Raw genomic sequence first — 25379 nt, 5'->3', positions numbered from 1 at the left:
ATGACACGCATCCCGCACTGGCTCGCCCAGCACGTCGCAGCGCTCCGGGTGGTCCTCGTGCTGACGCTCTTGACCGGCCTGGCCTATCCGCTGGCCATGACGGCCTTCGCCCAGGTGCCGGGCCTGGACGGCAGGTCCGAGGTCACCGCCGCCGACGGCAAGGACGCCGGCTCCTCCCTGATCGGCCAGTCCTTCACCGACGCCAAGGGCAACCCGCTCAAGCGGTACTTCCAGTCCCGGCCGTCCAACGCCGGTACGGGGTACGACGCCACGGCGTCCGGGGCCGGAAACCAGGGCCCCGAGTCCGTCGTCGACACCAAGGACAAACCGAGTCTGCTCACCCTGGTGTGCGGGCGCAGCAAGGCGGTCGGCGAACTCGAAGGCGTCGACGGCTCCCGCCCGTTCTGTACACCGGACGGCGTGGGAGCGGTCCTCGGCGTCTTCTACGACGGCGGTACGAGCGGCCAGGTCACCCGGGTCGTCAGCCTCAACCAGGCGTGCCCGGCGAAGCCGTTCCTCGCCACGTACAAGGGAGTTCGCGTCACGTGCGCCAGACCCGGCGCGGACTACAGCCACGCCGTGACCGTCCCCGTACGCGGCGACGCCCCGGCGAACCCCGTCGTCCCCGCCGATGCCGTGACCGCGAGCGGCAGCGGGCTCGACCCGGACATCAGCCCGGCGTACGCGAGGCTCCAGGCGCCGCGGGTCGCGCATGAGCGTGGCGCGAGCGTGGCCGACGTACGGAAGCTGATCGAGAAGTACACCACCGGTCGCACGCTCGGCGTGCTCGGCGAGCCGGGCGTCAATGTCGTCGAGCTGAACATCGCGCTCGACCGTACCTACCCGTCATCCCCGTCGAACCCGAAGCAGGGAGCCTGATCATGGCGGCCTGGATCCAGGCATCGCTCGTCCTCGCCGTGGTGGTGGGGCTGCACGTTCCGCTCGGCGACTACATGGCCCGAGCCCTGGACGGCGGCAAGCACTGGCGCGGCGAGAGAGCCCTCTACCGCGTCTGCGGAATCGACCCGGACAAGGAGCAGACCTGGCGGCACTACCTCACCGCCCTGCTCGCCTTCTCCGTCATGAGCGTCGCGGCGCTCTTCGCCCTCTTCACCCTGCAGGGCAAGCTGCCCTGGTCGACAGGCCACGAGGGCATGCCGTGGCGGCTCGCGCTGCACACCGCCGTCTCCTTCACGACCAACACCAGCTGGCAGAACTACGCCGGTGAGTCGACCACCGGGCACCTCGCCGTGATGGCGGGCCTGGGCGTCCAGGCGTTCGCGTCGGCGGCGGTCGGCATCTGCGTGGCGCTCGCCCTGGTCCGGGGGCTCGCCCGGCGCAGCACCGACGACCTCGGCAACTTCTGGGTCGACCTCCTCCGTACGATCTTCCGCGTCCTGCTCCCGATGGCGGTCGTCGGCGGACTGATCCTGATGGCGGGCGGGGTCATCCAGAGCCTCGGCAGTGGACACACCGTCACCACGGTCGCGGGCGGCAAGCAGACGATTCTCGACGGGCCGGTGGGCTCCTGGGAGCCGATCAAGCTGTTCACCGGTGACGGCGGCGGCGTCTTCAACGCCAACAGCGCCCACCCCTTCGAGAACCCGAGCGCCTGGACGAACGCCTTCGAGATCGTGCTGATGCTGCTCATCCCGACGGCCTGCGTGCGCATGTTCGGCCGGATGATCGGCAGCCTGAAGCAGAGCTGGACCCTGCTCACGGTCGTCGGCATCCTCTTCGGCCTCCTCCTCGCCGCGGGCACGCTCGCGCAGAGCGCCCACACCGGCACGGTCACCCAAGCGGTCGGAGGACCGTACGAGGGCACCGAGACCCGCTTCGGCATCCCCGGCTCGACGCTCTTCGGCGTGGGTGCCACGGGCTCCGCGGACGGCGCGGCCAACTCCTCGTACGACAGCTTCTCCAGCCTCGGCGGCGGTGTGCTGCTGTCCGCGATGATGCTCGGCGAGATCGCCCCCGGCGGCACCGGCAGCGGGCTCTACGGCCTGATCATGGTGGTCCTGGTGGCCGTCTTCATCGGCGGTCTGATGGTCGGCCGCACGCCCGAATACCTGCGCAAGCGGATCGGGTACGGGGAGATGCGCTGGGTCGTCGTGTACGCGCTGATCCCGCCCACGGTGATCCTCGCCTGCACGGGTGTCGCGCTCGCCTTCGACGACGGCCAGACCTCCATGGGGAACCCTGGAGCACACGGCCTGACCGAACTCATCTACGCGTACACCAGCAACACCAACAGCAACGGCAGCGCGATGGCGGGCTTCAACGGCGCCACCGACTTCCACAACCTGCTGATGGTGTTCGCGATGCTGGCAGGGCGTTATCTCCCCATGGTCGCCGTGCTGGCCCTGGCCGGACGCCTCGCCAGGCAGCAGCCTGGCGTCGTCACGGTCGGCACGCTGCGCGCCCAGGGCGTCAACTTCGTCGTCCTGGCCACCGCCGCGGCCGTCATCCTGGCACTGCTCAACTTCCTTCCGGCGCTGTCCCTCGGCACCATCGCCGACGGCCTGCTGTAGCGGCCCGAGCACCGGCTGAGTCTGCGATCCCTCACAGACTCAGCCGGTACGGCAGGACGCAGACGACGACGTCGGTACGGGCCCGCAGCGCGGCGGCCAGCAGGAGGCCGCGCTGATTCTGGAGGATCTGGTAGCGGCGGTGCAGCGGCTCGACCTCGGGGATGAGGACGGCGATCTGCCGTCCGCCCTCCGCCGCCCGCCGGACGTAGTCGACGATCGGTTCCACGAGAGAGCGTTGCGGGCTGTCGATGACCTCCAGCCGTACGCCAGGATTCCAGCGGGCCCAACTCTCCGCCAGCGAGCGGGCCGTGGCCGGATCACCGTGCACGGCGACCGCGACGACGTCGTGACCGAGGGAGCGGGCTGCCGTGAGAGCGTGCTGGGTGAGCTTGCTGACCTCGCCGACCGGCACGATGACGAGGGAGTCGGTGATACGCACCGGCGGCGGGATCTCCCCCAGCCCGAGTTCCCGTCCGACCTCCGTGTAGTACCGCTGGACTCGGGCGAACAACAGCATCAGCAGCGGAATGGCGACCACCACCACCCACGCCCCCTCCAGGAACTTGGTGGCCAGCAGAACGATGCCCGCCACGGCCGTCAGCACCGCGCCGACCCCGTTGAGCACCGCGCGCCGCAGCCAGCCGGGCGGCCGCTCCCGCGCCCAGTGCCGTACGAGCCCGATCTGACTGATCGTGAAGCCGATGAACACCCCGATCGCGAACAACGGGATCATCCGGTGCGTGTCCGCGTTCACGGCGATCAACAGCAGCGCCGCGAGCAGGGCGAGGGCCACCACTCCCCAGCGGTAGACAGGGCGTTCCTTGCGCAGCCCGAAGAGATGCGGCAGCCGGTGGTCCTTGGCCAGCAGGCTCATCAGGACGGGCAGTCCACCGAAACTGGTGTTGGCAGCGAAGGCGAGGGCCACGGTGACGATGAGATTGGTCGCGTAGTACGCCCAGCCCGTCCCGTACGAGCCCGCCGTGAGCTGCGCGAGTACGGTCACGCCGCCGCGCGGGGCCACATGGTCACGGCGGATCAGCACCGCGAGCCCGATCAGCATCAGCCCGAGCAGCGCGCCGAGCATGAGCTCGGTGCGCTGGGCCCGCTTGACGCGCGGCTCGCGGAACGCGGGTACCCCGTTGGCGATGGCCTCCACCCCGGTGAGCGCGGAGCAGCCGGAGGAGAACGCCTTCAGGAGCAGCAGCACGCCCAGTGCCTCAGTGACGTGGACGGGTTGGGCGGTGCCGACGACGGCCGCCGGGTGGGAGTGCAGCAGCCCGAGCACGATGATGCCGAGGATGCTCACGATGAACAGCACCGTGGGCAGCATCAGCACCCGCGCGCTCTCGGCCACGCCCCGCAGGTTCACGACCGTGAGCAGAGCAAGCCCGGCCAGACAGATCCCGAGCAGATGCGAGCCGAGCGAGGGAAAGGCGGAGGCAAGACTGGCCGCGCCCGCCGCCAGACTGACGGTCACCGTCAGCACGTAGTCCACGACGAGACTGGCCGCCGCGAGGTAACTCGTCTTGGGGCCGAGATCCTTCTTGGCCACCGCGTAGGCGCCACCGCCATCCGGGTGAACGGCGATCACCTGCCCGTACGACACGACGAGCACCGCCAACAACGCGGCGATGACCAATGTCACCGGCAGCGTGGCGGTCAGTGCCCCGGTCCCGGCGGCGATCAGCACGAGCACGATCGCCTCGGGCCCGTACGCCACCGAGCTCAACGCGTCCAGGGACAGCGCGGCGAGCCCCTCGAGACTGGTCAGGTGGTGCCGTTCACCTTCCCCGGGCAGCAACGGAACTCTCGGCCGCAGTTCGCGGCGGGCCAAGCCGTACGCCATCAGGGACCTCTCGGTGCAGGGAGCGGGGGATCGGGGATCAGGGCTGTTCGAGGCCAGTGTGACCGGGCCACCACGACGAGGCGCGTCAAGGCTTCGCGCCTCGCCGGGGAATCCTCCATGCCGGATGAGAGGCCGGCAGCGTACAGCTCGTCCGGCCAGGTCGGGGCCGGCTAGGAAGTGGCGGTCGCCGGAAGGCCGGGGCGGACCGGTTCGATGCCGGACGCTGCCGGGAGGGTGAGGACCATGGTGAGTCCGCCGCCGGGGGTGTCCTCGGCGTTGAGAGTGCCGCCCATCGCCTCGGCGAAGCCGCGGGCCACCGCCAGGCCCAGACCCACCCCGGCCCCACGCGGCGAGTCCCCGTACCGCTGGAACGGCTCGAAGATGCGGTCCTTGGCCTCGTCCGGGACTCCCGGGCCGCGGTCCACGACCCGGACCTCCACCCGGTCGGCCATCGCGGACGCGGAGACCAGGACCCGCTCGTCGGAAGGGCTGTACTTCACGGCGTTCTCGACGAGGTTGGCGACCGAGCGTTCCAGCAGGCCCGGGTCGACGGCGACCATCGGCAGAGTCTCCGGGATCTCCAGCTCCACGCTGTCCTCGGGGACCCCGCCGAGCGCCATCGGCACCACCTCGTCGAGGTCGATCTCGCGGATCAGCGGAGTGACCGTGCCCGTCTGGAGCCGGGACATGTCCAGCAGATTGCCCACCAGGTTGTCGAGGCGGTCCGCCCCCTCTTCGATGCCTTCGAGGAGTTCCGCTTGGTCCTCCTCCGACCAGGCCACGTCATCCGACCTGAGCGAGGAGACCGCTGCCTTTATCCCGGCCAGCGGCGTACGCAGGTCGTGGCTGACCGCGGCCAACAGTGCCGTGCGGATGCGGTTGCCCTCGGCCAGCGCACGGGACTGGTCGGCCTCCGACTGCAGCCGCTGGCGGTCCAGGACCACCGCGGCCTGGGCGGCGAACGCGGCGAGCACCCGCCTGTCCTCCGCCGGCAGCACCCGCCCCGAGAGCGCAAGTGCCATGCGGTCGCTGACCGGCACGTCGACGTCCGCGTCCTCCGGCCGTGCGACCGCCGTTCGCGTGCCCACGCTGCCCGCGCAGGTCCACGGATCGACGTTCTCCGGCCTGGACTGAGCCCCCCACTCCCCCGTCCGCGCGAAGCCTCGCACGGCAGACCAGCCGGGTGGCAGTGACAGCGCCCGCGGCGGCACAGGCGGCCACACCACCCTCATCCCCGTCTGTCCAGCGGATGCGGCTGCACCCCAGTCATAAGGATGTCCAGACCGCGCCGCGTCGTCGCCAGCACGACTCGGTCGCCGGCCCGAAGCACCCGCCCGTGCGGCGGACGCCAGTCGAAGCCGGGCCGGCGGAACCGGATCCCCGCGAGGGTGTCCCCGGAGGACGACGCGGGGTGCGCCGCGGCGGAGCCGACGGCCAGGACCCGCCACTCGTGCTCCCGGAACGCCTCATGGACCGAGCGTCCCTCCAGTTCAGGGTGCCCGGCCACGTCGACCACCGTGAACAGCAGCGAGCCCCGCTCGACCGGCATCACTCCCAGTACATGGCGGCCCATCATCGCGGCGGCGAAGGAAGGCGCGGCGAGCGCCGAAACGCTGCGGCTGCGGGTGGGCGCGTCGGGGTAGGAGGCGCGCAGGGTGCGTTGCACGGTGGCGGCGAGGTCGTCGTCGTACAGCCGCATCACCACCCGTATGCCCGGGTTGGTCTCGCGTGCGGCCATCACGATGTCGAGGTTCTCGCCGTCGTCGCGGGTGAGGACCAGCAGCGACTTGCTGCGCCGGACGCGCGCCCGGTCGAGGACACCCGGCGCTCCGGCGAGGCCCCTGGCCAGGAGCGCCGCGGTCATGTTGACCTGGTCGTTGCCGTAGGTCAGCGCGAGGGCCGCGGCCCGCTGCACGCCGGCGGCCCGCAGGGTCTGCTCGTCAGGGTGCGCCGACACCAACAGCTCGATGGGCGAGTGCGGGTCACGGTGGAGCGCGGCGATCTCGGAGCCGTGCTCGTCGCGCCGGGAGGGCAGTACGACGGTGACGGCCTCGCCGCACACGGCGTCCAGTTCGACGGCGAGCCGGTGCGCGAGCCCGTCGTCGCCGCAGATCACCATGTGCTGGGAGCGAGGGCCAAGTTCCGTACGGAGATGGAGAGTTGACGTCACATCAGTCAAGAACGGCAGCGCGGACGCAACCGGTTCCTGGAAGGCGCCCATTCGGCGTCAACGTTCCGTATACGTCTGTCCTCTCGTCCCGTATGCGTCTGTCAGCCGTCCTTCACCGGCCCCGCCGTGTCGAGGGCCGCGCCCGTCTGGTCGGCGAGGGTGACCGCGACCAGGCGTGCCTGGAGCGGCGGTACGGGGCCCGGTCCGGGGGTGAGCATGAAGCGGCCGAGGTAGTGACCGTTGCCGTACGTCCGCAGCTCGATCTCACCGTCCGGCCAGCCGCTCGCGTCGACATCCCAGTGCCGCCGCCCGACCGCCACGTTCCCGTCCTGTTCCAGGCGCGGCGGCTGCCCCATCAGGGTGCCGTACTCGAAGCGGCAGCCGCGCAGGCCGAGGAGTTCGGTCAGGTCGCGGCGGACGTGGTCGACCACGGTGTCCGAGGACTTCGCGGACTGGACCAGGTCGGCCGTCTCGTGGATCCGGGCGAGGTAACCCGCGTCCGTCACGGTGATCACTTCGAGGCGGCGTGCGCGGGCCGCGAGCTGGGACACGATCAGGCCGACGATCAGCAGCAGAACAGCCGTCTCGATGTCCGCGGACGCGGTGATGTCGAACGTCTGGTACGGACGGGTGAGGAAGAAGTCGAACCAGGCCGCCGCCGACAGCGCGGCGAGCGCGCCCGCCGCACGGCTGCCGATCGCCGCGACCGCGACGACCACCACGACCAGGATCAGCGCGGCGTTCGTGCGCGATAGATCCGTACGGAAGGGCACGAGCGCGAGCGCCACCACGAACGGTCCCACCAGGCCCGCCACCAGGGCGAGCCGGTCCCGGATCGGATAACCGGTCATCACGCCGTCACCTCCTGCGCTCATCGCGACAGCTCCGAGCCCCCGCGTCCTGGTACACCGCCGTCAGGGCTCGCACGTCCTGGTGCACCGCTTTCAGGGCTCAAACGCCGCCTCCTACACTCTGCGTATCACCGAGGTGCTCCGCCCGCTCGGCGAAGGGCAGGGACAACACCATCGTCAGGCCACCACCGGGAGTGTCCTCCGGGGTGAGGGTGCCGTCCATCGCCTCGGTCAGGCCCCGGGACAGGGCCAGGCCCAGCCCGAGGCCGGTGGTGTTGTCGGTGTCACCCAGGCGCTGGAAGGGCTCGAAGAGCCGGTCACGGTCGGTGAACGGCAGGCCGGGGCCGCGGTCGACGACACGCACTTCGACGCGGCCCGCGTGCGCGCTCGCGGTCAGCAGCACCTTGCGCCCGGCCGGACTGTGCCGGGCGGCGTTGCCGACGAGATTGGCGATCACCCGCTCCAGCAAGGGCGGGTCGGCCAGCACGGCCGGAACCTTCTCCAGGTCCGCCACCTCGACCTCGGGGGTGTCCGCCAGCGCGGCCGGTAGGACCTCCTCCAGTGTGGTGGCACGCAAATTGAGGGTGAGGGCGCCGGCCTGGAGGCGGCTGAGGTCGAGGAGGTTCTCCACCAGCCGGTTCAGCTTCGCCATCGACTCGTCGGCGGTGGCGAGGAGCTCGTCGCGGTCCTCGTCGGAGAACTCCACGTCCCGGCTGCGCAGCGAGGAGACCGCGGCCCAGCCCGCCGCGAGAGGCGTACGCAGGTCGTGGCCGACCGCCCGCAGCAGCGCCGTACGCATCCGGTCGGCGGCCTTGACCGGTTCGACCTCGGCGACTGCCTCGGCGAGCCGGGCCCGTTCGACCGCGGAGCCCACGTGCGCGGCGAAGGCGGCCAGCACGCGCCGCTCGGACGACGGAAGGGTGCGACCGCGCAGGACCAGGAAAGCGCCGGGTCCCGCGGGCACGGCCGTCACGCCGTCCTCTCCGGGCGGCTCGTCCACCAGCTCCGCCGAGTCCATGCCGAACGTCTCGCGGGTCCGTTCCACCAGCGCCGGGATCGTCGCTCCACCGCGCACGATGGTGCCGGCGAGCGACGACATGGTCTCCGCCTCCGCTGTGGCCCGCGCCGAGCGCCGCGACAGGCGCAGCGAGCGGTCCACGACCGTAGCCACGACGGCGGCAACCACCGCGAAGACCGCCAGGGCCAGCAGCGCGTTCGGGTCGTCCAGCGTGAACTGGCCGATGGGCGGGATGAACCAGTAGTTGAGCAGCAGCGACGCCGTCACCGAAGCGATCACCGCCGACACGACCCCGCCTATGCAGGCCACGCCCACCACGGTGAGCAGGAAGAGCAGGGCCTCGCTGGTGAGGTTGAGTCTGTCCCGGGCCGTGTCCGGATTCAGCAGGAAGGTGAGTGCCACGGGCAGCAGCAGTCCGGCCACCGGGCCCGCGATCCTGCGTGCGGTCGAGAGGGTACGGCGGCGGGAGGGCAGCAGCGTGCCGCGCCCGGCGCGTTCGTGCGTGACCGTGTGGACGTCGATGTCGCCGGAGATTTCGACGACCGTCTCGCCGGTGCCGCGCCCGGTGACAAAGCGCTCGATGCGGCCGCGGCGGCTGGTGCCGAGGACGAGCTGGGTGGCGTTCTCGGCGCGGGCGAACTCCACCAGGGCCGTGGCGACGTCGTCACCGACGACCGAGTGGTAGCTGCCGCCGAGGTCCTCGATCAGCCGCCGCTGCCGGGCCAGGGAGGCGTGCGAGGAACCCGCGGCGAGACCGTCGCTGCGGGTCACGTGCACGGCGAGCAGATCACCGCCGGCCGACCGGTCGGCGATACGCGCGGCCCGCCGGATGAGGGTGTCGCCCTCCGGCCCCCCGGTGAGCGCGACCACGACCCGCTCCCGGGTCTCCCACACCCCGCCTATGCCGTGCTCCGAACGGTACGACTGCAGCGCCTCGTCCACCCGGTCGGCCACCCACAGCAGGGCGAGCTGACGCAGGGCGGTCAGATTGCCGGGGCGAAAGTAGTTGGCGAGGGCCGCGTCGACCTTCTCGGGCGCGTAGATGTTGCCGTGCGCCATCCGGCGGCGCAGCCCCTCCGGCGGGATGTCCACGAGCTGGATCTGCTGGGCCCGTCGTACGACCTCGTCGGGCACCGTCTCGCGCTGCGGCACCCGTGTGATCTTCTCGACCACGTCGTTGAGGGACTCCAGGTGCTGGATGTTCAGCGCCGTGATGACGTCGATGCCGGCCGCGAGGAGCTCCTCGATGTCCTGCCAGCGCTTCGCGTTGCGGCCGCCGCCCGGCACGTTGCTGTGGGCGATCTCGTCCACCAGCGCGACCTGCGGGCGACGCGCGAGGACCGCGACCAGGTCCATCTCCTCGAACTCCCCGCCGCGATAGGAGCAGGGCGCACGCCCGATGGCCTCCAGGCCGTCGAGCATCGCCTCCGTGCCGGGACGCCCATGGCACTCCACGAACCCCACCACCACATCCGCGCCGCGCGCCGCCCTGCGTCGCCCCTCGTCGAGCATGCGGTAGGTCTTGCCCACCCCCGGGGCAGCGCCGAGGTAGACCTTCAGCCGACCGGGCCGTACGTCACCCGCACCGGGCCGTATCTCACCCCCGCTGGTCCGCACGTCACTCATATCGGTCCGTACGTCACTCATCGCAGCCGACGTGCTCCGCTCACTGGCGATCAATTCCCCGGAGGGAAGGGTTACTTCCCCCACCGAAGCGCTTGTGCGAGTCGCTCGGCGCGCTTCTTGACGCATCCTTGGCGCCGGTCACGTGGACGTTGACACTGCTTTGACGGGCCCTGGCCCGATAGGGTGAAAGCGGTGTGCCGGGAAGTCTGGTCGGCGGGGAGCCACAAGGTCTCCTTCTCATGACCAGAGGGATGGCATGCGCAGTGTAGGGACAGTCCTGGCTCTCGTGGTGCTCGCCACGGTGGTGGCGACCTTCGCGCACCGCCGGCGTATCCCCGCGCCCTCCCTGCTCGTGGTCGCGGGCCTCGCCGTCGCACTGCTGCCAGGCACCCCGGAGATCCAGATCAGCCCCGAGATCATCGGCCTCGTAGTACTGCCACCACTCCTGTACGCGAGCGCCGAGGAACTGCCCTGGCGCGATCTGCGCGCCGTGTGGAAGCCGGTCGGAGTGCTGTCGATAGGTCTGGTCCTGGCCTCGGCGGCCGCGGTCGGGGCGGTCGCCTCCCTGGTCACGCCACTGTCGTGGCAGATGGCGTTCGTGCTGGGCGCTGTGCTGGCGAGCACCGACCCGGTGGCGGTGACCGCGCTCGGCAGACGGCTCGCGCTGCCACCCAAGGTGCAGGTCCTCGTCCAGGCCGAGAGCCTCTTCAACGACGCGACCTCCCTCGTCCTCTTTCGGGTCGCGGTGAGCGTCGCCGTGGCATCGGCAGCGGTCGGCTGGGGGTCGGCGGCGGGTCAGTTCGCACTGCTGGCGGGCGGCGGCATGGTCATCGGTGCCGCGGTCGCGGGCGTGGTGACGCTGATCCGGCGCCGTACCGAGGACCCGGTCCTGGAGACGGTGATCGCCCTCGTCACGCCCTACGCGGCCTACGTCCTGGCCGAGGCCGCGCACGCGTCCGGTGTCACCTCGGTGGTGGTGGCCGGGGTGGTCCTCGGCGGCCGGGGCGACCGCCTCACCAACGCCCGCATCCGCCTCCAACTGCACGCGGTCTACGGCACGGTGGTGTTCCTGCTGGAGAGCGTGGTCTTCAGTCTCATCGGCCTGGCCCTGCCCGCCCAGGTCCGGGCCCTGTCCGACGGCGACCAGGCATGGCCCCTGTACGCCCTGGCTGTGGCGGCCACGCTCATCGCCATGCGCATGCTGTGGCTGGCGCCCTTGTCGGCCGTGGTGCAGCGCAAGGGCGGAATCCAGCGCATGAACTGGCGGGTGCCGGTGGTCCTGACCTGGGCGGGCACCCGGGGTGTGGTCCCCCTGGCCGCCGCCCTGTCCATCCCGGTGACCACGAAGGATGGGGCCACGCTCACGGAACGCCCCCTCGTCCTCGTTCTGACCACCTCGGTGGTGGTCGTCACACTCGTCGTCCAGGGCTTCACACTGGCTCCCGTCGTCCGCCGCTCGGGCATCGCCCTCGAACCCGACCACACCGAACGCGAGGAGGCCGCGGCCCGCTGCAGCCTGGCCAACGCGGGCCTGAGCCGCCTGGACGAGATCTCCGAACTGGAAGCCGCCCCCGACGTCGTCCTCGACCGCCTCCGCCGCGGCCTGACGGCCCGCCTCGACGCCGCGAGCGATCGCCTCGGGCAGGCCGACGGCGACGGCACTCCGACGGAATCCGCCGACCTCACCTACCGCCAGCTCCGCCGCGACCTGATCACGGTCGAGGAGGCCGAGCTCCAGCGCCTGTACGACGAACACCGCATCAGCGACACGACCCGCCGCCGCCTGCAACGCTCGCTGGACTTGGAGGAGGCGCGACTCGCGGACGGTTACGGGCCGCCCCGCGATTGAGGCCAAGCGCATCGTGGGGCAGCCCATCAGGGCGTATCCATACGTCAGCGGCGTCAGCGCCGAGCGCTCCGCGCGCCTCAGCGGAACTCGGCGAACCGCGGCCGCAGCCCGAGGGCGGTGAGCGCGGCCGCCGCGACGAGGGCTCCCAGGGCCCCGGGCAGCAGATCCCCCACTGCCGAGCGGCCGGCCTGAACCGAGGCGGTGAAGTGCCGGCGGTTGATGTCGGTCACCTTGTCCAGCGCCGTCATCCACGCCCCGAAATGCGCGTTGGACGTGCCCGCCTGCCAGCCCATACAGAACGCGACGGCCTCGCGTTCCTTGCCCTGCGCGAGCAGGGCGCGGATCTTGCGGTCGTCGCGCTGGTACACGGCGTACGTCTCGACCGTCTTCTCCGCCGCGGCCCGCTCGCCGGCGAAGGTGACGTTGTCGAGTTCTCGCCGGAACTCGCCGGTGAACCGCAGGTCGCCGTGGTCGGAGCCGTATGCCTCCCACGTCGTGGCGAGCTCGTCGTCGTACGTGGCGAGGGTCGCGCCCTTGAGCCCGTACAGCTCCTGCGACTTGGTGAGGAAGGTCTGCGCGTACTGGTCCCGGCGCTCGGGGTCGAGGAGATAGCGGCTCTCGTCGGCGTTCGCGTCGTAGGCGATCGCGCGGGCGCGGGAGAGCGCGACGACGGAGTCGAACGCATCACGCCGTGCGCCGCGCAGGTGCTCGGCGGTGGCCGACAGTGCCTGGGTACCGAGGAAGACGGCGAGCAGCGCGCACACCGTGGCGGCCAGGACGCCGGGGTTGAGGATCCGGTGGAAGCGGCGGGCCAGGTACCACTGGAGGACGCCGAGCGAGACGAGGAGCAGTACGCCGAGGACGATGGCGACCACGAGCTGGGTTGCCAGGGCCGAACGGGCCTGTGCGTACTGCGCGTTGAACGCCCTGTTGTTGGAGTCCACCAGCTTCCGTGCGTCTGGGAGGAGTTGGTTCTGCAGCAGGTCGGTGGCCTTGCGGTAGTCCGCGAGTGCGGCCGGCTTGCCGCCGGTGCGGCCGTCGTTCTCCAGGGCGCGGCCTATCAGCTCCTGGTACTCGGCGAAGTCGTCGGTCAGGGACTCCACGGTGTGCTCGTCGGTGCGGTCGCCCTGGGCGGCGACGGCGAGGGTGCGCAGGTCGTGGCCGATGGCACGGCGGGCGTCCCCGTAGAACCCGACCGCCTTCGCGTACGGCGTCGCCAGGCGCCCTCGGCCCGCGTTCCCGCTGGACAGCAGGATGTTGGCGGCCTGCGCGTCCATGTCGTTCAGGGCGAGGTCGAGGTCGGCGGCGCTGGTGGTGCGGGGCGCGTCCCGTCCCGCGACGGTGTCCCAGGTGCCGGTGGCGGCGAGCCCGGCCGGCGCGAGCAGCAGGGCCAGGGCAGCGGCGAGCGAGACCGTGGCCACGCGCAGGAGACGCAGCCGCGCGGGCAGGGTGGCCCAGTAGCGGCGGCGCAGAGCGGCCCACGCGGCCACGGCCTCGCGACGGAGGCGACGCCCCGGGCCACCCGGCCGCGGCCCCCCTCCGGGCCGCGGGCGCTCTCGCGGCCTCCGGTCTCGGCTGGGCCGCCTTCCACAAGGACCGCATCCTCGCCGTCGCCTGCGCCTACTTCCTGAGCAGCACGTACGAGGACATCGCCTGCGTCACGGTCCCCGAGCACCGGCGCGAACGCCTCGCCGTCGCCTGCGTCACCGCCCTGTGCACGGACATCGCGGCCCGCGGCCACACCGCGAGCTGGTCCTGCTCCCGCGACAACCGCCCCAGCCGCCTGCTCGCCTGGACCGCCGGTTTCCGACTGGAGCGCGAGTACGTTCACTACGTGGCCGGACGTCCCGCGCAGCATGGCCGCCTCACCGCATAGACGCCGCATCACCGCACGGCCCCAGACACGCGCGCAGGAAAGAGATGCGGCTGACGCGGTCCTCATCGCTGTCGCGTGCCAGGATCATCTTCAGCGCCGCAAGGTCCGCTTCTCGGCTACGGCGCAGGCGGCCCCGCCGACCGCGCCGCCGACGGCAGGGCGACGTCCGCCCAGGGAGCGCGGACCGGCTGGTAGACGGCGGCACCGTACCTGATCTCGATGAAGCCGAGCGGCCTGGCCTCGGCTCCCCCACCGCCGCCCCGACCTCGCGCCCGGCTCCCCGAGGTTCGACGGCCGAACGCCGTGGCTCGGTCCTCCCCTGCACACGGTCCACCCGGCTGCCGGCGCGTGATCGTCGGCCGGTCAACGTCCCTTGCCCGTAAGCCAGTAGGCTGGGGCTCGCTGCGGCACCCCACCGTCTCCCGCCCCTCGCGGAGTCATGGCCTGCGGCGGTCGAGTCGTCTCACGGCATGAGGATGAAACACAGGTGCTGATAGCGGGCCGGTATCGGCTGCGTAACGCCATCGGGCGGGGCGCGATGGGAGAAGTCTGGCAGGCGTACGACGAGACGCTGGGCAGGCCGGTGGCGGTCAAGCTCCTGATTTCCCAGGACACCGACCCCACCGCTGTCTCCCGCTTCCACCTGGAGGCCCAGACCGCGGGCCGGCTCAGCCACCCGCACGTGGTCGGCGTCCTCGACTTCGGCGCGTACGAGGGCCGCCTGTTCCTGGTCATGGAGCTGGTCGAGGGCGACAGCCTCGCGCGCGTGCTGTCCGGCACCGGGCCGCTGCCCGCCGAGCGGGTGGCGCGGATCGCCGCTCAGACGGCCGCCGGGCTCGCCGTCGCGCACGAACAGGGCATCGTGCACCGGGACATCAAGCCCGGCAACCTGCTCCTCGACGCCGACGGGACCGTCAAGATCGGCGATTTCGGTATCGCCCGCTTCCTGGACGACCCGGCCGCCGCGCTCACCGCGACCGGTCAGATCGTCGGCACCAGCCTGTATCTCGCCCCCGAACGCGCCCTGGGCAAGCCCGCGGGACCGGCCTCCGACGTCTACTCCCTGGGCTGTGTGCTCTACCAACTCCTCACCGGACGCCCGCCGTTCCACGCCGAGTCTGCGATCGCGATCCTCCACCACCACCTCGACACCGCCCCCGTACCGCCGCGCCGGCACGGCGCCGACCTGCCGCCCGCCTTCGAGAGCTACCTGCTCGGCCTCCTCGCCAAGCGGCCCGAGGACCGGCCCACCGCGCGCCAGGCCGCCGACTGGTTCGCCGCAGGCGCCTGGCGGGGACACGCCGAGCCCTTCCCGGCCCCGGCACCCGCCCTCGAGGCGCAGAGGTCGCGCACCCCCGCCCAGGAGACGATCACGCGGTCCGGGGCACATCGGCACGTCTCCGAAGCCGGCCCCGCAACCACGTACGCCTTCCCGTCCGCCGTCGGGCACACCACCCCGGCGCATCGGACGCGACGCGGCCGGCGGCCGGAAACCCGAGCGTTCGGGGCGCATCGGCGGAAAGCGGTGAGCGTCGTCATCGGAGCAGTGATCTTCGTTGCGGCGGTGCTGGTCGGCATGGCGTGGTTCTCACCCGACCGCAGCTCGGCAGAGGTCCCCCGAACGGCCCCGGCCCGCACCACGAGTCCTTCCCCCGCCGTCCCGGAGCCGAACACCGCTCCTGCCACGGACGCCGTTCCGAACGACCAGGCGGAACCTGGGGACAGCGGGGACGAAGGCAAGGAGCAGCAGGCCACGCAACAGGGGAAGGGGCGCGCCGGGCGCGGCAAGGGCTGACCCCGCGTCACAGCACCCGCCGCAGCCCGGCAGCGAGCAGGAAGGCGGCCGGTACGGCGGCGACGGACATCGTCTGCCAAGGTGGAGCCGCGGGCCGGGCTACCGGCTGCGGTGCCGGTACGCGGGGACAACCGGTACGCGGGCCGACTCGGCGCGCCTGGCACTCACCGCCCGACGAGGCAGGACAGTCCGCGGGCGCTTCGGACACTGGAGGCGCGAGCTGGTCCTGCCGCTGCTCATGACGTCCCCGGCATGCGCTCGATCGCCACCATGGCGGCGTCGTCATCCAGACGACCGCCGGCGTGGCGCAACAGGTCCTTGCACAGGTGGGCCAGGAGAGCGTCGGGACCTTTGCCGGACTTGCTGACCATCCGTTCCGCGAGAGGGTAGAACGTGCCGTTCCGGTCGCGGGCCTCGATGACACCGTCCGTGTAGAGAAGGACGATGTCGCCGGGCTCGAAGGCGAACGTTTCCGCGGAGAGGACGATGTCCACGAATTCTGTGAGCCCCAGAGGCGGTGCCGGGTGGCGCACTTCGAGCGGGCCGACCTGACCGCCGCGCAGCAGCAGGGGCGGGGGGTGCCCGCAGTTGATCAGGTGAAGGGACGGCTCGTCGTCCGGGACGTCCAGCACGGCGGCGGTGATGAATGCCTCGCCGCGATCCTCGGTCTCGTCGTCGGGTGCCGCCGGGTCGTCCAGGTCCGAGGAGACGGTTCCCTCCAGGAAGGCGACCAGCGTCGGCAGGTCGGCCTGTCTGTGGGCCGCGCCCCGGAACGCGCCGAGAAGGAGGGCGGCGTCCCCGACCGCCTCGAGGCCCTTGCCCCTGACATCGCCGATGACGATCCGGGTTCCTTGGGCCGTGCGGGCGGCGGCATACAGATCGCCGCCGATCTGTGCCTCGGTTTCCGCGGCCAGGTAGACGGAGGCGATGCGCAACGGACCGATCCGGTGAGGAAGCGGCTTGAGCACCACCTCTTGTGCGGCCGTCGCCACCGAGCGCAGCTGGGTCAGTTCCTTTTCACGACGTTCTCGCAGGTGCGCGAAGAAGGTCGCGAACGCTGACATCAGGATCAGAGCGATGACCTGGAAGGCGTGGTTCAGATCAATGAGGCTGGTGCGCGCCATCGCGACCACGGCCTGGGCCAGGACGGCGAGCAAGCCGACGCATCCGGTCGTCCGGGGCCCGGCGAACGACGCTGTGACGGCGGGTGCGGCGACGAGGAAGGGCCCGAGGTGAACGGTGGGCGGAGCCAGGATGTCGACCACCGTGACCACCGCGATCAACGCGAGCGGTAGCGCCAGCAGCGCATGACGTGACACCCCCGACAAATGGTGATCTTTCCGGAGTTGTCGAGGAGCCATAAGTCCTGGATACACCGCATCGCGCCCCGGCGCCCGCGCCGACAGGCGACTCTTCTGCCGCGCCTGCGCGCCCCATGGCGTGGCTGCTCCGGTCGACCGGTCCCGTGGCCTGCGGGCCCTGCAGGCAGCAGCCGACACCCGCACCGGACTGTAAGCCAAGGCGCGAGACGGGCGGTCTACGGCGTGCGGTGTACGGCGTGCGGCGTCAGCGTGCCGTCTGCGTGTGGACGTACTCCACGAGGCGGGTCAGCGCGTCCGGGTCGGTGCTCGGCGGGACGCCGTGGCCGAGGTTGAAGACGTGGCCCTCGAGACCGGCGGCGGCGTCCAGCACCTCGCGGGTCTTGGCCTCCACGGCCTCGGTGGTGGAGAAGAGGACGGCGGGGTCGAGGTTGCCCTGGAGCGCCTTGCCGGGGCCGACGCGGCGGGCGGCCTCGTCGAGCGGGACCCGCCAGTCGACGCCGACGACGTCCGCGCCCGCCTCGCCCATGAGGCCGAGCAGCTCGCCGGTGCCGACGCCGAAGTGGATGCGCGGGACGCCGTACCCGGCCACGGCCTCGAAGACCTTGGTGGACGCGGGCATCACCGAGCGCCGGTAGTCGGCGGGTGCCAGGGCGCCGACCCAGGAGTCGAAGAGCTGGACGGCGCTGGCGCCCGCCTCGATCTGCACCTTCAGGAAGGCGGAGGTGATCTCGGCGAGACGGTCGAGCAGGTCGGCCCACAGCTGCGGGTCGCCGTACATGAGCGCCTTGGTGTGCTCGTGGTTCTTGGACGGACCGCCCTCCACGAGGTAACTCGCGAGAGTGAAAGGCGCGCCCGCGAAACCGATGAGCGGGGTCTCGCCGAGCTCGGCCGTCAGGAGCTTGATCGCCTCGGTGACGTACCAGACGTCCTCGGGGGTCAGATCGCGCAGCTGGGCCAGGTCGGCGCGGGTGCGGATCGGGTTCTCGACGACCGGGCCGACGCCCGGCTTGATGTCGAGGTCGATGCCGATGGCCTTCAGCGGGACGACGATGTCGCTGAAGTAGATCGCCGCGTCCACGTTGTGCCGGCGCACCGGCTGCAGCGTGATCTCGGCGACCAGCTCGGGCCGCATGCAGGACTCCAGCATGGGAATGCCCTCGCGCACCTTGAGGTACTCGGGCAGCGAGCGACCGGCCTGCCGCATGAACCACACCGGCGTGTGCGGCACGGGCTCGCGCCTGCACGCCTTCAGGAAGGCGGACTCGTACGCGGCTGTCGGCGGCTGGCCCGCGGCGGGGCGGTCATTGGCAATCACGCGGAAAGTCTCGCATGCCTTTCCGACATCCAAGTGCCGGGCTCCGACGCACGGACCGGAGGCCTTGGAGCAGGCGCATTCGCGCTGCGCGATCCGGACAGTGGCCCCACGCACGGGTGTCTCTCCCTGCGCGCGGGCTCCGTTCCCCTTAATCTTCCCCGCATGGCTGCGGCTCAGGGACGACTGTCGGACGGCGCTGGCGGAATGGACGATGCCAAGGAGGGGGACCGAGATGCGAGGGACACGGCTCCGTTGCCCTTCCGGGCAGCCGTCGACGCGCTGCGGGCCGCGCGGCCGCGGCCCGAGATCGAGATCGACCCGACGCGCCCGCCGCAGCGCCTGGCCCCCTACGCGTACGCGCTCGAGGCCGCGGTCGTCGCCGACGGCGAGGATCTCGCGGACGGCCGGCTCATCCTGCTGCACGACCCGGCCGGGCACGACGCCTGGCAGGGCTCCTTCCGCCTGGTGACGCTGGTCCGCGCCGAACTGGAGCCGGAGATGGCGGCCGACCCGCTGCTCCCCGACGTCTCCTGGTCCTGGCTGACCGGCGCGCTGCAGGCCCGCGGTCTGTCGTACGGCGAAGCGAGCGGCACCGTCACGCGCGCGAGCTCGCACTACTTCGGGGGGCTGTCCGAGCGCCCGGCCGCGTCCCAGATCGAGATCCGTGCCTCCTGGACGCCTCGCGAGGGCCTGGGCGGCGTACCGGACACGGCCGCGCATCTCGCCGCCTGGTGCGATCTGCTCTGCCAGATCGCGGGCCTGCCTCCGGCGGGGCCGGGCGACGCCTCGGTGGTGACGCTCCCGCAGCGCCGGGGCCCGCAGCCCCGGTGAACGCCTGAGTCCGATCTTCCGGAGCGACCGAGCCGCCTTCCGGAGCGCCCGAGTCCGCCTTCCGGAGCGCCCGCGTCGTGTCGAACGGGCGCCCTTGCCGATCTCGTGGACCGCCGCGCCCTTTACCGAGTTCCTTGCCGAGGTTTTGTCGATACGGCCACTTTCAGCCGTGTCGCGACACGGAACGACTCGGTTCGATCTTCGGATGATCGATCGCGTGTCCGAATTGCACGGATTATTACTCACCAAATCGTGATCATTCTCTAAAGGCGGACGGGTTTGATGCCGAAGACGTCTGTGACCTTGAAAGCACGTTTCCTCCCGGCTTCGCCCCCAGAGCCGGCCCCGTCCCGCACCCCAGGAGGCCTGGTGTCCGTTCTCCTCGAGCAGCCCGCAAGCCTGGTCGCCTACCGCCCGAACAAGCCGACCGCCATGGTGGTCGTGGCCGACCCACGGGTCCGTTCCACCGTCACCCGCCACCTCTGGGCGCTCGGAGTGCGCGACGTCATCGAGGCGTCGTCCGTCGCGGAGGCCCGTCCCCGAATCGGCAACCCTCGCGACATCTGTGTCGCCGACGTCCACCTGCCCGACGGCAGCGGGCTCACCCTGCTGTCCGAGACCCGTGCCGCAGGCTGGCCCAACGGCCTCGCCCTCTCCGCCGCCGACGACATCGGCGCCGTCCGCAATGCCCTCGCGGGCGGCGTCAAGGGCTATGTCGTCACCGGCACCCGTACCAACGTCGGGCTCCCCACCCGGCCCGGCGCCGCGCCCATCGGCTCGGCCGCCGCCCGTATGCACCGCCGCCCCCCGGGTGCCCCGAGCCACCCGGGCGGTTACCGCGAGCTCTCCGGCCGCGAGGTCGAGGTGCTCCGACTGGTCGCGGAGGGCCAGTCGAACAAGGCCATCGGCGTCTCGATGGGCCTGTCCGCGCTGACCGTCAAGAGCCACCTCGCCCGCATCGCCCGCAAGCTCGGCACGGGCGACCGCGCCGGGATGGTGGCGGTGGCCCTGCGGACGGGGATCATTCACTGAACCGGGGGTACGCCCCGCTGCGCACCGAAACTTTCACTGACCTGACTGGTTTACGACCCCCCTACGCCCGTCGACGGAACGTTCCGTCGGCGGGCGTAGTCCATACACAGATACCCTTGACAGGTGACCGACGCCCAAGAGACCGCAGCAGACAGCTCACTGCGAACCACCGGAGGCGGCCCTCCGGACGACGGCGGATCCTCTGCGGCAGGGGTGCCGATCCCTTTGCTCGAGCCCCGCGAGGGCATTCCGCCCGTCGTCGCCGACGAGGCCTCGCTCGCCGAGGTGATCGCCGCCTTCGCCGCCGGATCCGGCCCCGTAGCCGTCGACGCCGAACGCGCGTCCGGGTACCGATACGGCCAGCGCGCCTATCTGGTGCAGTTGCGCCGCGAGGGCGCGGGCTCCGCACTGATCGACCCCGTCGCCTGTCCCGACCTCTCCGGCCTCGGCGAGGCGATCTCCGGTGTGGAGTGGGTGCTGCACGCGGCCACCCAGGACCTGCCGTGTCTGCGCGAGATAGGCATGGTGCCGACGCGGCTCTTCGACACCGAGCTGGCCGGACGCCTGGCCGGGTTCCCCCGGGTGGGCCTCGGCGCGATGGTCGAGGGTGTCCTCGGCTTCGTACTCGAGAAGGGGCACTCCGCCGTCGACTGGTCCACTCGCCCGCTCCCCGAGCCGTGGCTGCGCTATGCCGCGCTCGACGTGGAGCTGCTGGTCGACCTGCGCGACGCCCTGGAGAAGGAACTCGACCGGCAGGGCAAGCTGGACTGGGCCACACAGGAGTTCGACGCGATCGCGCAGGCCGAGCCCGCGCCGCCGCGCAAGGATCCCTGGCGCCGTACGTCCGGGATGCACAAGGTGCGCCGCCGCCGGCAGATGGCGGTCGTACGGGAGCTGTGGGAGACCCGGGACCGGATCGCGCAGCGCCGGGACATCTCGCCGGGCAAGGTGCTCGGGGACGCGGCGATCGTCGAGGCCGCGCTCGCCCTGCCGGCCAATGTGCACGCCCTGGCCGCGCTGAACGGCTTCGGGCACCGGATGGGGCGCCGCCAGCTGGAGCAGTGGCAGGCCGCCGTCGACCGGGCGAAGGCCCTGCCGGAAGCCGAGCTGCCGCAACCGGGGCAGCCGGTGACCGGACCTCCGCCGCCGCGCGCCTGGGCCGACAAGGACCCGGCCGCCGCCGCCCGGCTCTCCGCGGCGCGGGCCGCGGTGTCGGCACTGGCCGATCAGCTGAACATGCCGCAGGAGAACTTGATCACGCCGGACACCGTGCGCCGCGTGTGTTGGGAGCCGCCGGCCAACGCCGACTCCGAGTCGGTTGCCGCGGCCCTCGCGGGGTACGGGGCACGGGCGTGGCAGGTGGAGTTGGTCACGCCGGTGCTGGTGGGCGCGCTGTCCGTGAAGGGCGCCCAGTCGCCGTAAACGGTTCTGGCATACGGCGGGCGCGGGGTGTCACGTGGCCGCTCCGCGCATGAAGTCGTCTCCCCGTGCGCTCCGCAGGGGCCCTTGAAGCGGAAACGCGGCGTCGAGATCAAGCCAAGATCTTCGGACGGCATGGAGAAGACGGCATACAGAAGAAGGAGATGCGGAAGTCGCTGCAGACGGTGATCCCCTTCACGGTGAGCCTTGAACAACACGGAGTTCGTATGTGACGTTCGCCGCTCCCGGGCCCGGGGCTGGGCAGGGTGGTTACCCGCAAGTAGCATGAGGGGTGAGCGCGCGCTCAGGGCGTGTGCGTCGCGCAGCAGTGCCATCCCGCATCTGGAGGAGAGCCATCGTGCCTCGTACCGTCAGGGACGTCGTCTTCGTCGACGGCGTCCGCACCCCGTTCGGCAAGGCGGGCCCGAAGGGCATCTACCACGAGACCCGCGCCGACGACCTCGTCGTGAAGGCCATCCGGGAGCTGCTGCGCCGCAACCCCGGCCTCGACCCCAAGAAGATCGACGAGGTCGCCATCGCCGCGACCACGCAGATCGGTGACCAGGGTCTGACGCTGGGCCGCACGGCCGGCATCCTCGCCGGGCTTCCGCAGTCCGTCCCGGGCTACTCCATCGACCGCATGTGCGCGGGAGCACTGACCGCCGTCACCACCACCGCGGGCTCCATCGCCTTCGGTGCGTACGACGCCGTCATCGCCGGTGGTGTCGAGCACATGGGCCGTCACCCGATGGGCGAGGGCGTGGACCCGAACCCGCGGTTCGTCAGCGAGAAGCTGGTCGACGAGTCCGCCCTGTTCATGGGCATGACCGCCGAGAACCTGCACGACCGCTACCCGCAGATCACCAAGCAGCGCGCCGACGAGTACGCCGTGCGCTCGCAGGAGAAGGCCGCCAAGGCGTACGCCAACGGCAAGATCCAGCAGGACCTGGTGCCGATCTCGGTGCGCAACACCAACGCGGAGGTCGGTGAGACCGGCTGGGGCCTGGTGACCGCCGACGAGCCGATGCGTCCGGGCACCACGCTGGAGAACCTGGCCGGGCTCAAGACACCGTTCCGCGTCCACGGCCGGGTCACCGCGGGTAACGCGGCCGGTCTGAACGACGGTGCGACCGCGTCGATCCTCGCCTCCGAGGACTTCGCCCGCGAGAACAACCTGCCGGTCAGGATGCGCCTGGTCTCGTACGCCTTCGCGGGCGTCGAGCCGGAGGTGATGGGCTACGGCCCGATCCCGGCGACCGAGAAGGCCCTCGCCAAGGCCGGCCTGTCGATCGAGGACATCAACCTCTTCGAGATCAACGAGGCGTTCGCCGTCCAGGTGCTCGCCTTCCTGGAGCACTACGGCATCGCCGACGACGACGCGCGCGTCAACCAGTACGGCGGCGCCATCGCCTACGGCCACCCCCTCGCCTCCTCCGGCGTCCGTCTGATGACGCAGCTGGCCCGCCAGTTCGAGGAGCAGCCGGAGGTCCGTTACGGCCTCACCACCATGTGCGTCGGCTTCGGCATGGGCGCCACGGTGATCTGGGAGAACCCGCACCACAAGGACGCCGGAGGCGACAAGTGAGCACCACCGAACTCCTCAAGGGCGCGGCCGCGCTGTTCCCCGACGAGGTCGTGACGTCCGCGCACGTACGCCACCTCGACCTGCCGTTCGGTGCGGGCCGTTTTGCGCTCATCACCCTCGACAACGGCTTCGACCACACCAAGCCGACCACCTTCGGCCCGGCCTCGCTGGCGAACCTGGGCACCGCGATCGACCAGGTCGAGAAGGAGGCCGCGGCCGGCGAGATCGTCGGTGTCGGCGTCACCGGCAAGCCGTTCATCTTCGCGGTCGGCGCGGACCTCAAGGGCGTCGAGCTGCTGAAGAAGCACGACGACGCGCTCGCCATCGGCAAGGGCGGCCACGAGGTCTTCAAGCGCCTCGCGGCGCTGGCCGTACCGACCTTCGCGTACTACAACGGTGCGGCGATGGGCGGCGGCGTCGAGGTCGGTCTGCACTGCCGGTACCGCACGGTGTCGAAGGCCATCGCGGCCTTCTCGCTGCCCGAGGTCTTCCTGGGCCTGGTCCCGGGCTGGGGCGGCTGCACGCTGCTCCCGAACCTCATCGGCGCCGACAAGGCCGTCTCGGTCATCATCGAGAACTCGCTCAACCAGAACAAGCAGCTCAAGGGCCAGCAGGTCTTCGACCTCGGGATCGCCGACGCCATCTTCGAGGGCGCCGACTTCCTGGAGCAGTCGCTGATCTGGACCGCGTCCGTCCTCAAGGGCGATGTCACGGTCGAGCGCCCGGAGATCGACCGCGGCGAGGCCTGGGACCAGGCCGTCGCCAAGGGCCGGTTCATCGCTGACGGCAAGGTGCACGGGGCGGCTCCGGCCGCGTACCGCGCGCTGGACATCATCGAGGCGGCCAAGGACGGCGACCTGCAGAAGGGCTACGACGCCGAGGACGTGGCGCTCGCCGACCTGATCATGGGTGGCGAACTGCGCTCCGGCATCTACGCCTTCAACCTGGTCCAGAAGCGCGGCAAGCGCCCCGCGGGCGCCCCGGACAAGAACCTGGCCCGTCCGGTCACCAAGGTCGGCGTCGTGGGCGCGGGCCTGATGGCCTCTCAGCTCGCGCTGCTCTTCCTGCGCCGCCTCGAGGTGCCCGTCGTCCTCACGGACATCGACCAGGAGCGCGTCGACAAGGGTGTGGGGTACGTCCACGCCGAGATCGACAAGCTGCTCGGCAAAGGCCGGGTGAACCAGGACAAGGCCAATCGCCTCAAGGCGCTGGTCAGCGGTGTGCTCGACAAGGCGGAGGGCTTCTCCGACGCCGACTTCGTCATCGAGGCCGTCTTCGAGGAGATCGGCGTCAAGCAGCAGGTGTTCGCGGAGGTCGAGGCGGTCGCCCCGGCGCACGCGATCCTCGCGACGAACACGTCTTCCCTGTCGGTGACGGAGATGGCGTCGAAGCTGAAGAACCCCGAGCGGGTCGTGGGCTTCCACTTCTTCAACCCGGTCGCGATCCTGCCGCTCCTGGAGATCGTGCGCGGCGAGCAGACGGACGACGCCTCGCTGGCCACGGCGTTCGCCGTCGCCAAGAAGCTGAAGAAGACCGCGGTGCTGGTGAAGGACGCCCCGGCGTTCGTCGTCAACCGCATCCTGACCCGCTTCATGGGCGAGATCCAGAACGTCATCGACGAGGGCACGCCGGTCGAGGTCGCGGAGAAGGCGGTGGAGCCGCTCGGCCTGCCGATGTCCCCGCTGGTCCTCCTCGAACTGGTCGGCCCCGCGATCGGCCTGCACGTCTCGGAGACCCTCAACCGGGCCTTCCCGGACCGCTTCACGGTCTCCCCGAACCTCGCGGCCGTCGTCAAGGCGGGCAAGCGCGGCTTCTACGTGTACGACAGCGGGAAGCCGGAGCTGGACCCGGAGGTCGCCGCACTGCTGAAGCAGGGCGACACCGTCCTGACCGAGGAGCAGGTCCGCGCCCGCGTCCTGGACGCGGTCGCCCAGGAGATCGGTCTGATGCTCGACGAGGGTGTCGTCGCCGAGGCCCAGGACATCGACCTCTGCCTGATCACCGGCGCCGGCTGGCCCTTCCACCTGGGCGGTATCACTCCGTACCTGGACCGCGAGGGCGTCTCGGAGCGGGTGACCGGCAAGCGGTTCCTGGAGCCCGGGGTCGCTTCGGTCCCCGCGTAACCGCTCCGCTGTGTTCGCCGGGTGCCCTGTACGCCGCTTTGGTGTGCAGGGCACCTGGGGGTTCCGCCCCCAGTCCCCCGGGTGGTTCTTCGGCTGCGGGTGGGTGGGGGCTGGCCGCGCCCACGCGGCGGAGCCGCACAATGTCACAGCCCCGCGCCCCTGAAAGCCTCACTCCGGCCCGCGTCATTCG

Annotated in this window: 16 protein-coding genes and 2 pseudogenes; 10 read left to right on the top strand and 8 right to left on the bottom strand. The window is 71.2% G+C overall.

Annotated elements, in window-relative coordinates:
• Together OG747_RS34675 and kdpA are read left to right on the top strand one after the other, a co-directional pair.
• Positions 1-879 (top strand): potassium-transporting ATPase subunit C, encoded by an 879-nt coding sequence (locus OG747_RS34675; RefSeq protein WP_405883296.1) that lies wholly within the window; start codon positions 1-3, stop codon positions 877-879.
• Positions 880-881: 2 nt separating this feature from the next.
• Complete coding sequence (kdpA, locus tag OG747_RS34670) at positions 882-2531, top strand: potassium-transporting ATPase subunit KdpA (RefSeq protein WP_405883295.1); 1650 nt, start codon at positions 882-884, stop codon at positions 2529-2531.
• Between the two features lie 31 nt (positions 2532-2562).
• On the opposite strand, the gene OG747_RS34665 is transcribed toward kdpA, so the two are convergent.
• The 5 genes and pseudogenes from OG747_RS34665 to OG747_RS34645 form a co-directional block, all read right to left on the bottom strand.
• On the bottom strand, positions 2563-4377 hold the full coding sequence (locus OG747_RS34665) for an APC family permease (protein ID WP_405883294.1): 1815 nt from the start codon (positions 4375-4377) through the stop codon (positions 2563-2565).
• A gap of 170 nt (positions 4378-4547) precedes the next feature.
• Positions 4548-5504, bottom strand: a pseudogene (locus OG747_RS34660) (sensor histidine kinase); the annotation flags it as partial.
• 101 nt (positions 5505-5605) lie between these two features.
• Positions 5606-6496, bottom strand: coding sequence for an NAD-binding protein (locus OG747_RS34655; RefSeq protein WP_405883293.1), 891 nt, complete (start codon positions 6494-6496; stop codon positions 5606-5608).
• A 152-nt stretch (positions 6497-6648) separates the two neighbouring features.
• On the bottom strand, positions 6649-7422 hold the full coding sequence (locus tag OG747_RS34650) for a DUF4118 domain-containing protein (RefSeq protein WP_405883292.1): 774 nt from the start codon (positions 7420-7422) through the stop codon (positions 6649-6651).
• A gap of 76 nt (positions 7423-7498) precedes the next feature.
• Positions 7499-10042 carry an ATP-binding protein gene (locus OG747_RS34645; protein WP_405885844.1) on the bottom strand — a complete coding sequence of 848 codons (2544 nt, stop codon included), beginning with the start codon at positions 10040-10042 and terminating at the stop codon, positions 7499-7501.
• Positions 10043-10298: 256 nt separating this feature from the next.
• On the opposite strand from OG747_RS34645, the gene OG747_RS34640 reads away from it, so the two are divergent.
• Positions 10299-11891: a Na+/H+ antiporter gene (locus OG747_RS34640; protein WP_405883291.1), complete on the top strand. Its 1593-nt coding sequence runs from the start codon at positions 10299-10301 to the stop codon at positions 11889-11891.
• 77 nt (positions 11892-11968) lie between these two features.
• On the opposite strand, the gene OG747_RS34635 is transcribed toward OG747_RS34640, so the two are convergent.
• Positions 11969-13381 (bottom strand): hypothetical protein, encoded by a 1413-nt coding sequence (locus OG747_RS34635; RefSeq protein ID WP_405883290.1) that lies wholly within the window; start codon positions 13379-13381, stop codon positions 11969-11971.
• A gap of 83 nt (positions 13382-13464) precedes the next feature.
• Between OG747_RS34635 and OG747_RS34630 the strand changes: the two are divergent.
• Together OG747_RS34630 and OG747_RS34625 are read left to right on the top strand one after the other, a co-directional pair.
• A pseudogene (locus OG747_RS34630) lies at positions 13465-13767 on the top strand (GNAT family N-acetyltransferase); the annotation flags it as partial.
• A gap of 487 nt (positions 13768-14254) precedes the next feature.
• Positions 14255-15562 (top strand): protein kinase domain-containing protein, encoded by a 1308-nt coding sequence (locus OG747_RS34625; RefSeq protein ID WP_405883289.1) that lies wholly within the window; start codon positions 14255-14257, stop codon positions 15560-15562.
• Positions 15563-15798: 236 nt separating this feature from the next.
• Here OG747_RS34625 and OG747_RS34620 read toward each other — a convergent pair whose 3' ends face one another.
• Together OG747_RS34620 and hemE are read right to left on the bottom strand one after the other, a co-directional pair.
• Positions 15799-16923 carry a PP2C family protein-serine/threonine phosphatase gene (locus tag OG747_RS34620; protein WP_405883288.1) on the bottom strand — a complete coding sequence of 375 codons (1125 nt, stop codon included), beginning with the start codon at positions 16921-16923 and terminating at the stop codon, positions 15799-15801.
• 205 nt (positions 16924-17128) lie between these two features.
• Positions 17129-18199, bottom strand: a complete 1071-nt coding sequence (gene hemE / locus OG747_RS34615) for a uroporphyrinogen decarboxylase (RefSeq protein WP_405883287.1) — start codon at positions 18197-18199, stop codon at positions 17129-17131.
• Between the two features lie 204 nt (positions 18200-18403).
• On the opposite strand from hemE, the gene OG747_RS34610 reads away from it, so the two are divergent.
• The 5 genes from OG747_RS34610 to OG747_RS34590 all read left to right on the top strand — a co-directional run bounded on the left by OG747_RS34610 (position 18404) and on the right by OG747_RS34590 (position 25189).
• On the top strand, positions 18404-19030 hold the full coding sequence (locus tag OG747_RS34610; protein WP_405883286.1) for a DUF3000 domain-containing protein: 627 nt from the start codon (positions 18404-18406) through the stop codon (positions 19028-19030).
• A 369-nt stretch (positions 19031-19399) separates the two neighbouring features.
• Entirely contained in the window at positions 19400-20062 is a 663-nt protein-coding gene (locus tag OG747_RS34605) for a response regulator transcription factor (RefSeq protein WP_019073943.1), read from the top strand.
• Positions 20063-20185: 123 nt separating this feature from the next.
• On the top strand, positions 20186-21484 hold the full coding sequence (locus OG747_RS34600) for an HRDC domain-containing protein (protein WP_405883285.1): 1299 nt from the start codon (positions 20186-20188) through the stop codon (positions 21482-21484).
• A gap of 355 nt (positions 21485-21839) precedes the next feature.
• Positions 21840-23066, top strand: a complete 1227-nt coding sequence (locus OG747_RS34595) for a thiolase family protein (RefSeq protein ID WP_405883284.1) — start codon at positions 21840-21842, stop codon at positions 23064-23066.
• The gene (locus tag OG747_RS34590) at positions 23063-25189 is read left to right on the top strand and encodes a 3-hydroxyacyl-CoA dehydrogenase NAD-binding domain-containing protein (protein ID WP_405883283.1); all 2127 of its coding nucleotides are present in this window, start codon (positions 23063-23065) and stop codon (positions 25187-25189) included. Before OG747_RS34595 ends, OG747_RS34590 begins: the two co-directional genes overlap by 4 nt.
• The last annotated feature ends 190 nt before the right edge of the window (positions 25190-25379 follow it).

This window comes from Streptomyces sp. NBC_01384, from assembly GCF_045040035.1.
Taxonomy (GTDB): domain Bacteria; phylum Actinomycetota; class Actinomycetes; order Streptomycetales; family Streptomycetaceae; genus Streptomyces.
This window is presented reverse-complemented; position numbering and strand designations above follow the sequence as displayed.

Excerpts from the sequence above, each read along its gene's own strand:
- OG747_RS34675 (WP_405883296.1), top strand. The coding sequence starts at position 1 with ATGACACGCATCCCGCACTGGCTCGCCCAGCACGTCGCAGCGCTCCGG.
- kdpA (WP_405883295.1), top strand. The coding sequence starts at position 882 with ATGGCGGCCTGGATCCAGGCATCGCTCGTCCTCGCCGTGGTGGTGGGG.
- OG747_RS34665 (WP_405883294.1), bottom strand. The coding sequence starts at position 4,377 with ATGGCGTACGGCTTGGCCCGCCGCGAACTGCGGCCGAGAGTTCCGTTG.
- OG747_RS34655 (WP_405883293.1), bottom strand. The coding sequence starts at position 6,496 with ATGGTGATCTGCGGCGACGACGGGCTCGCGCACCGGCTCGCCGTCGAA.
- OG747_RS34650 (WP_405883292.1), bottom strand. The coding sequence starts at position 7,422 with ATGAGCGCAGGAGGTGACGGCGTGATGACCGGTTATCCGATCCGGGAC.
- OG747_RS34645 (WP_405885844.1), bottom strand. The coding sequence starts at position 10,042 with ATGAGTGACGTGCGGACCAGCGGGGGTGAGATACGGCCCGGTGCGGGT.
- OG747_RS34640 (WP_405883291.1), top strand. The coding sequence starts at position 10,299 with ATGCGCAGTGTAGGGACAGTCCTGGCTCTCGTGGTGCTCGCCACGGTG.
- OG747_RS34620 (WP_405883288.1), bottom strand. The coding sequence starts at position 16,923 with ATGGCTCCTCGACAACTCCGGAAAGATCACCATTTGTCGGGGGTGTCA.
- OG747_RS34610 (WP_405883286.1), top strand. The coding sequence starts at position 18,404 with ATGGACGATGCCAAGGAGGGGGACCGAGATGCGAGGGACACGGCTCCG.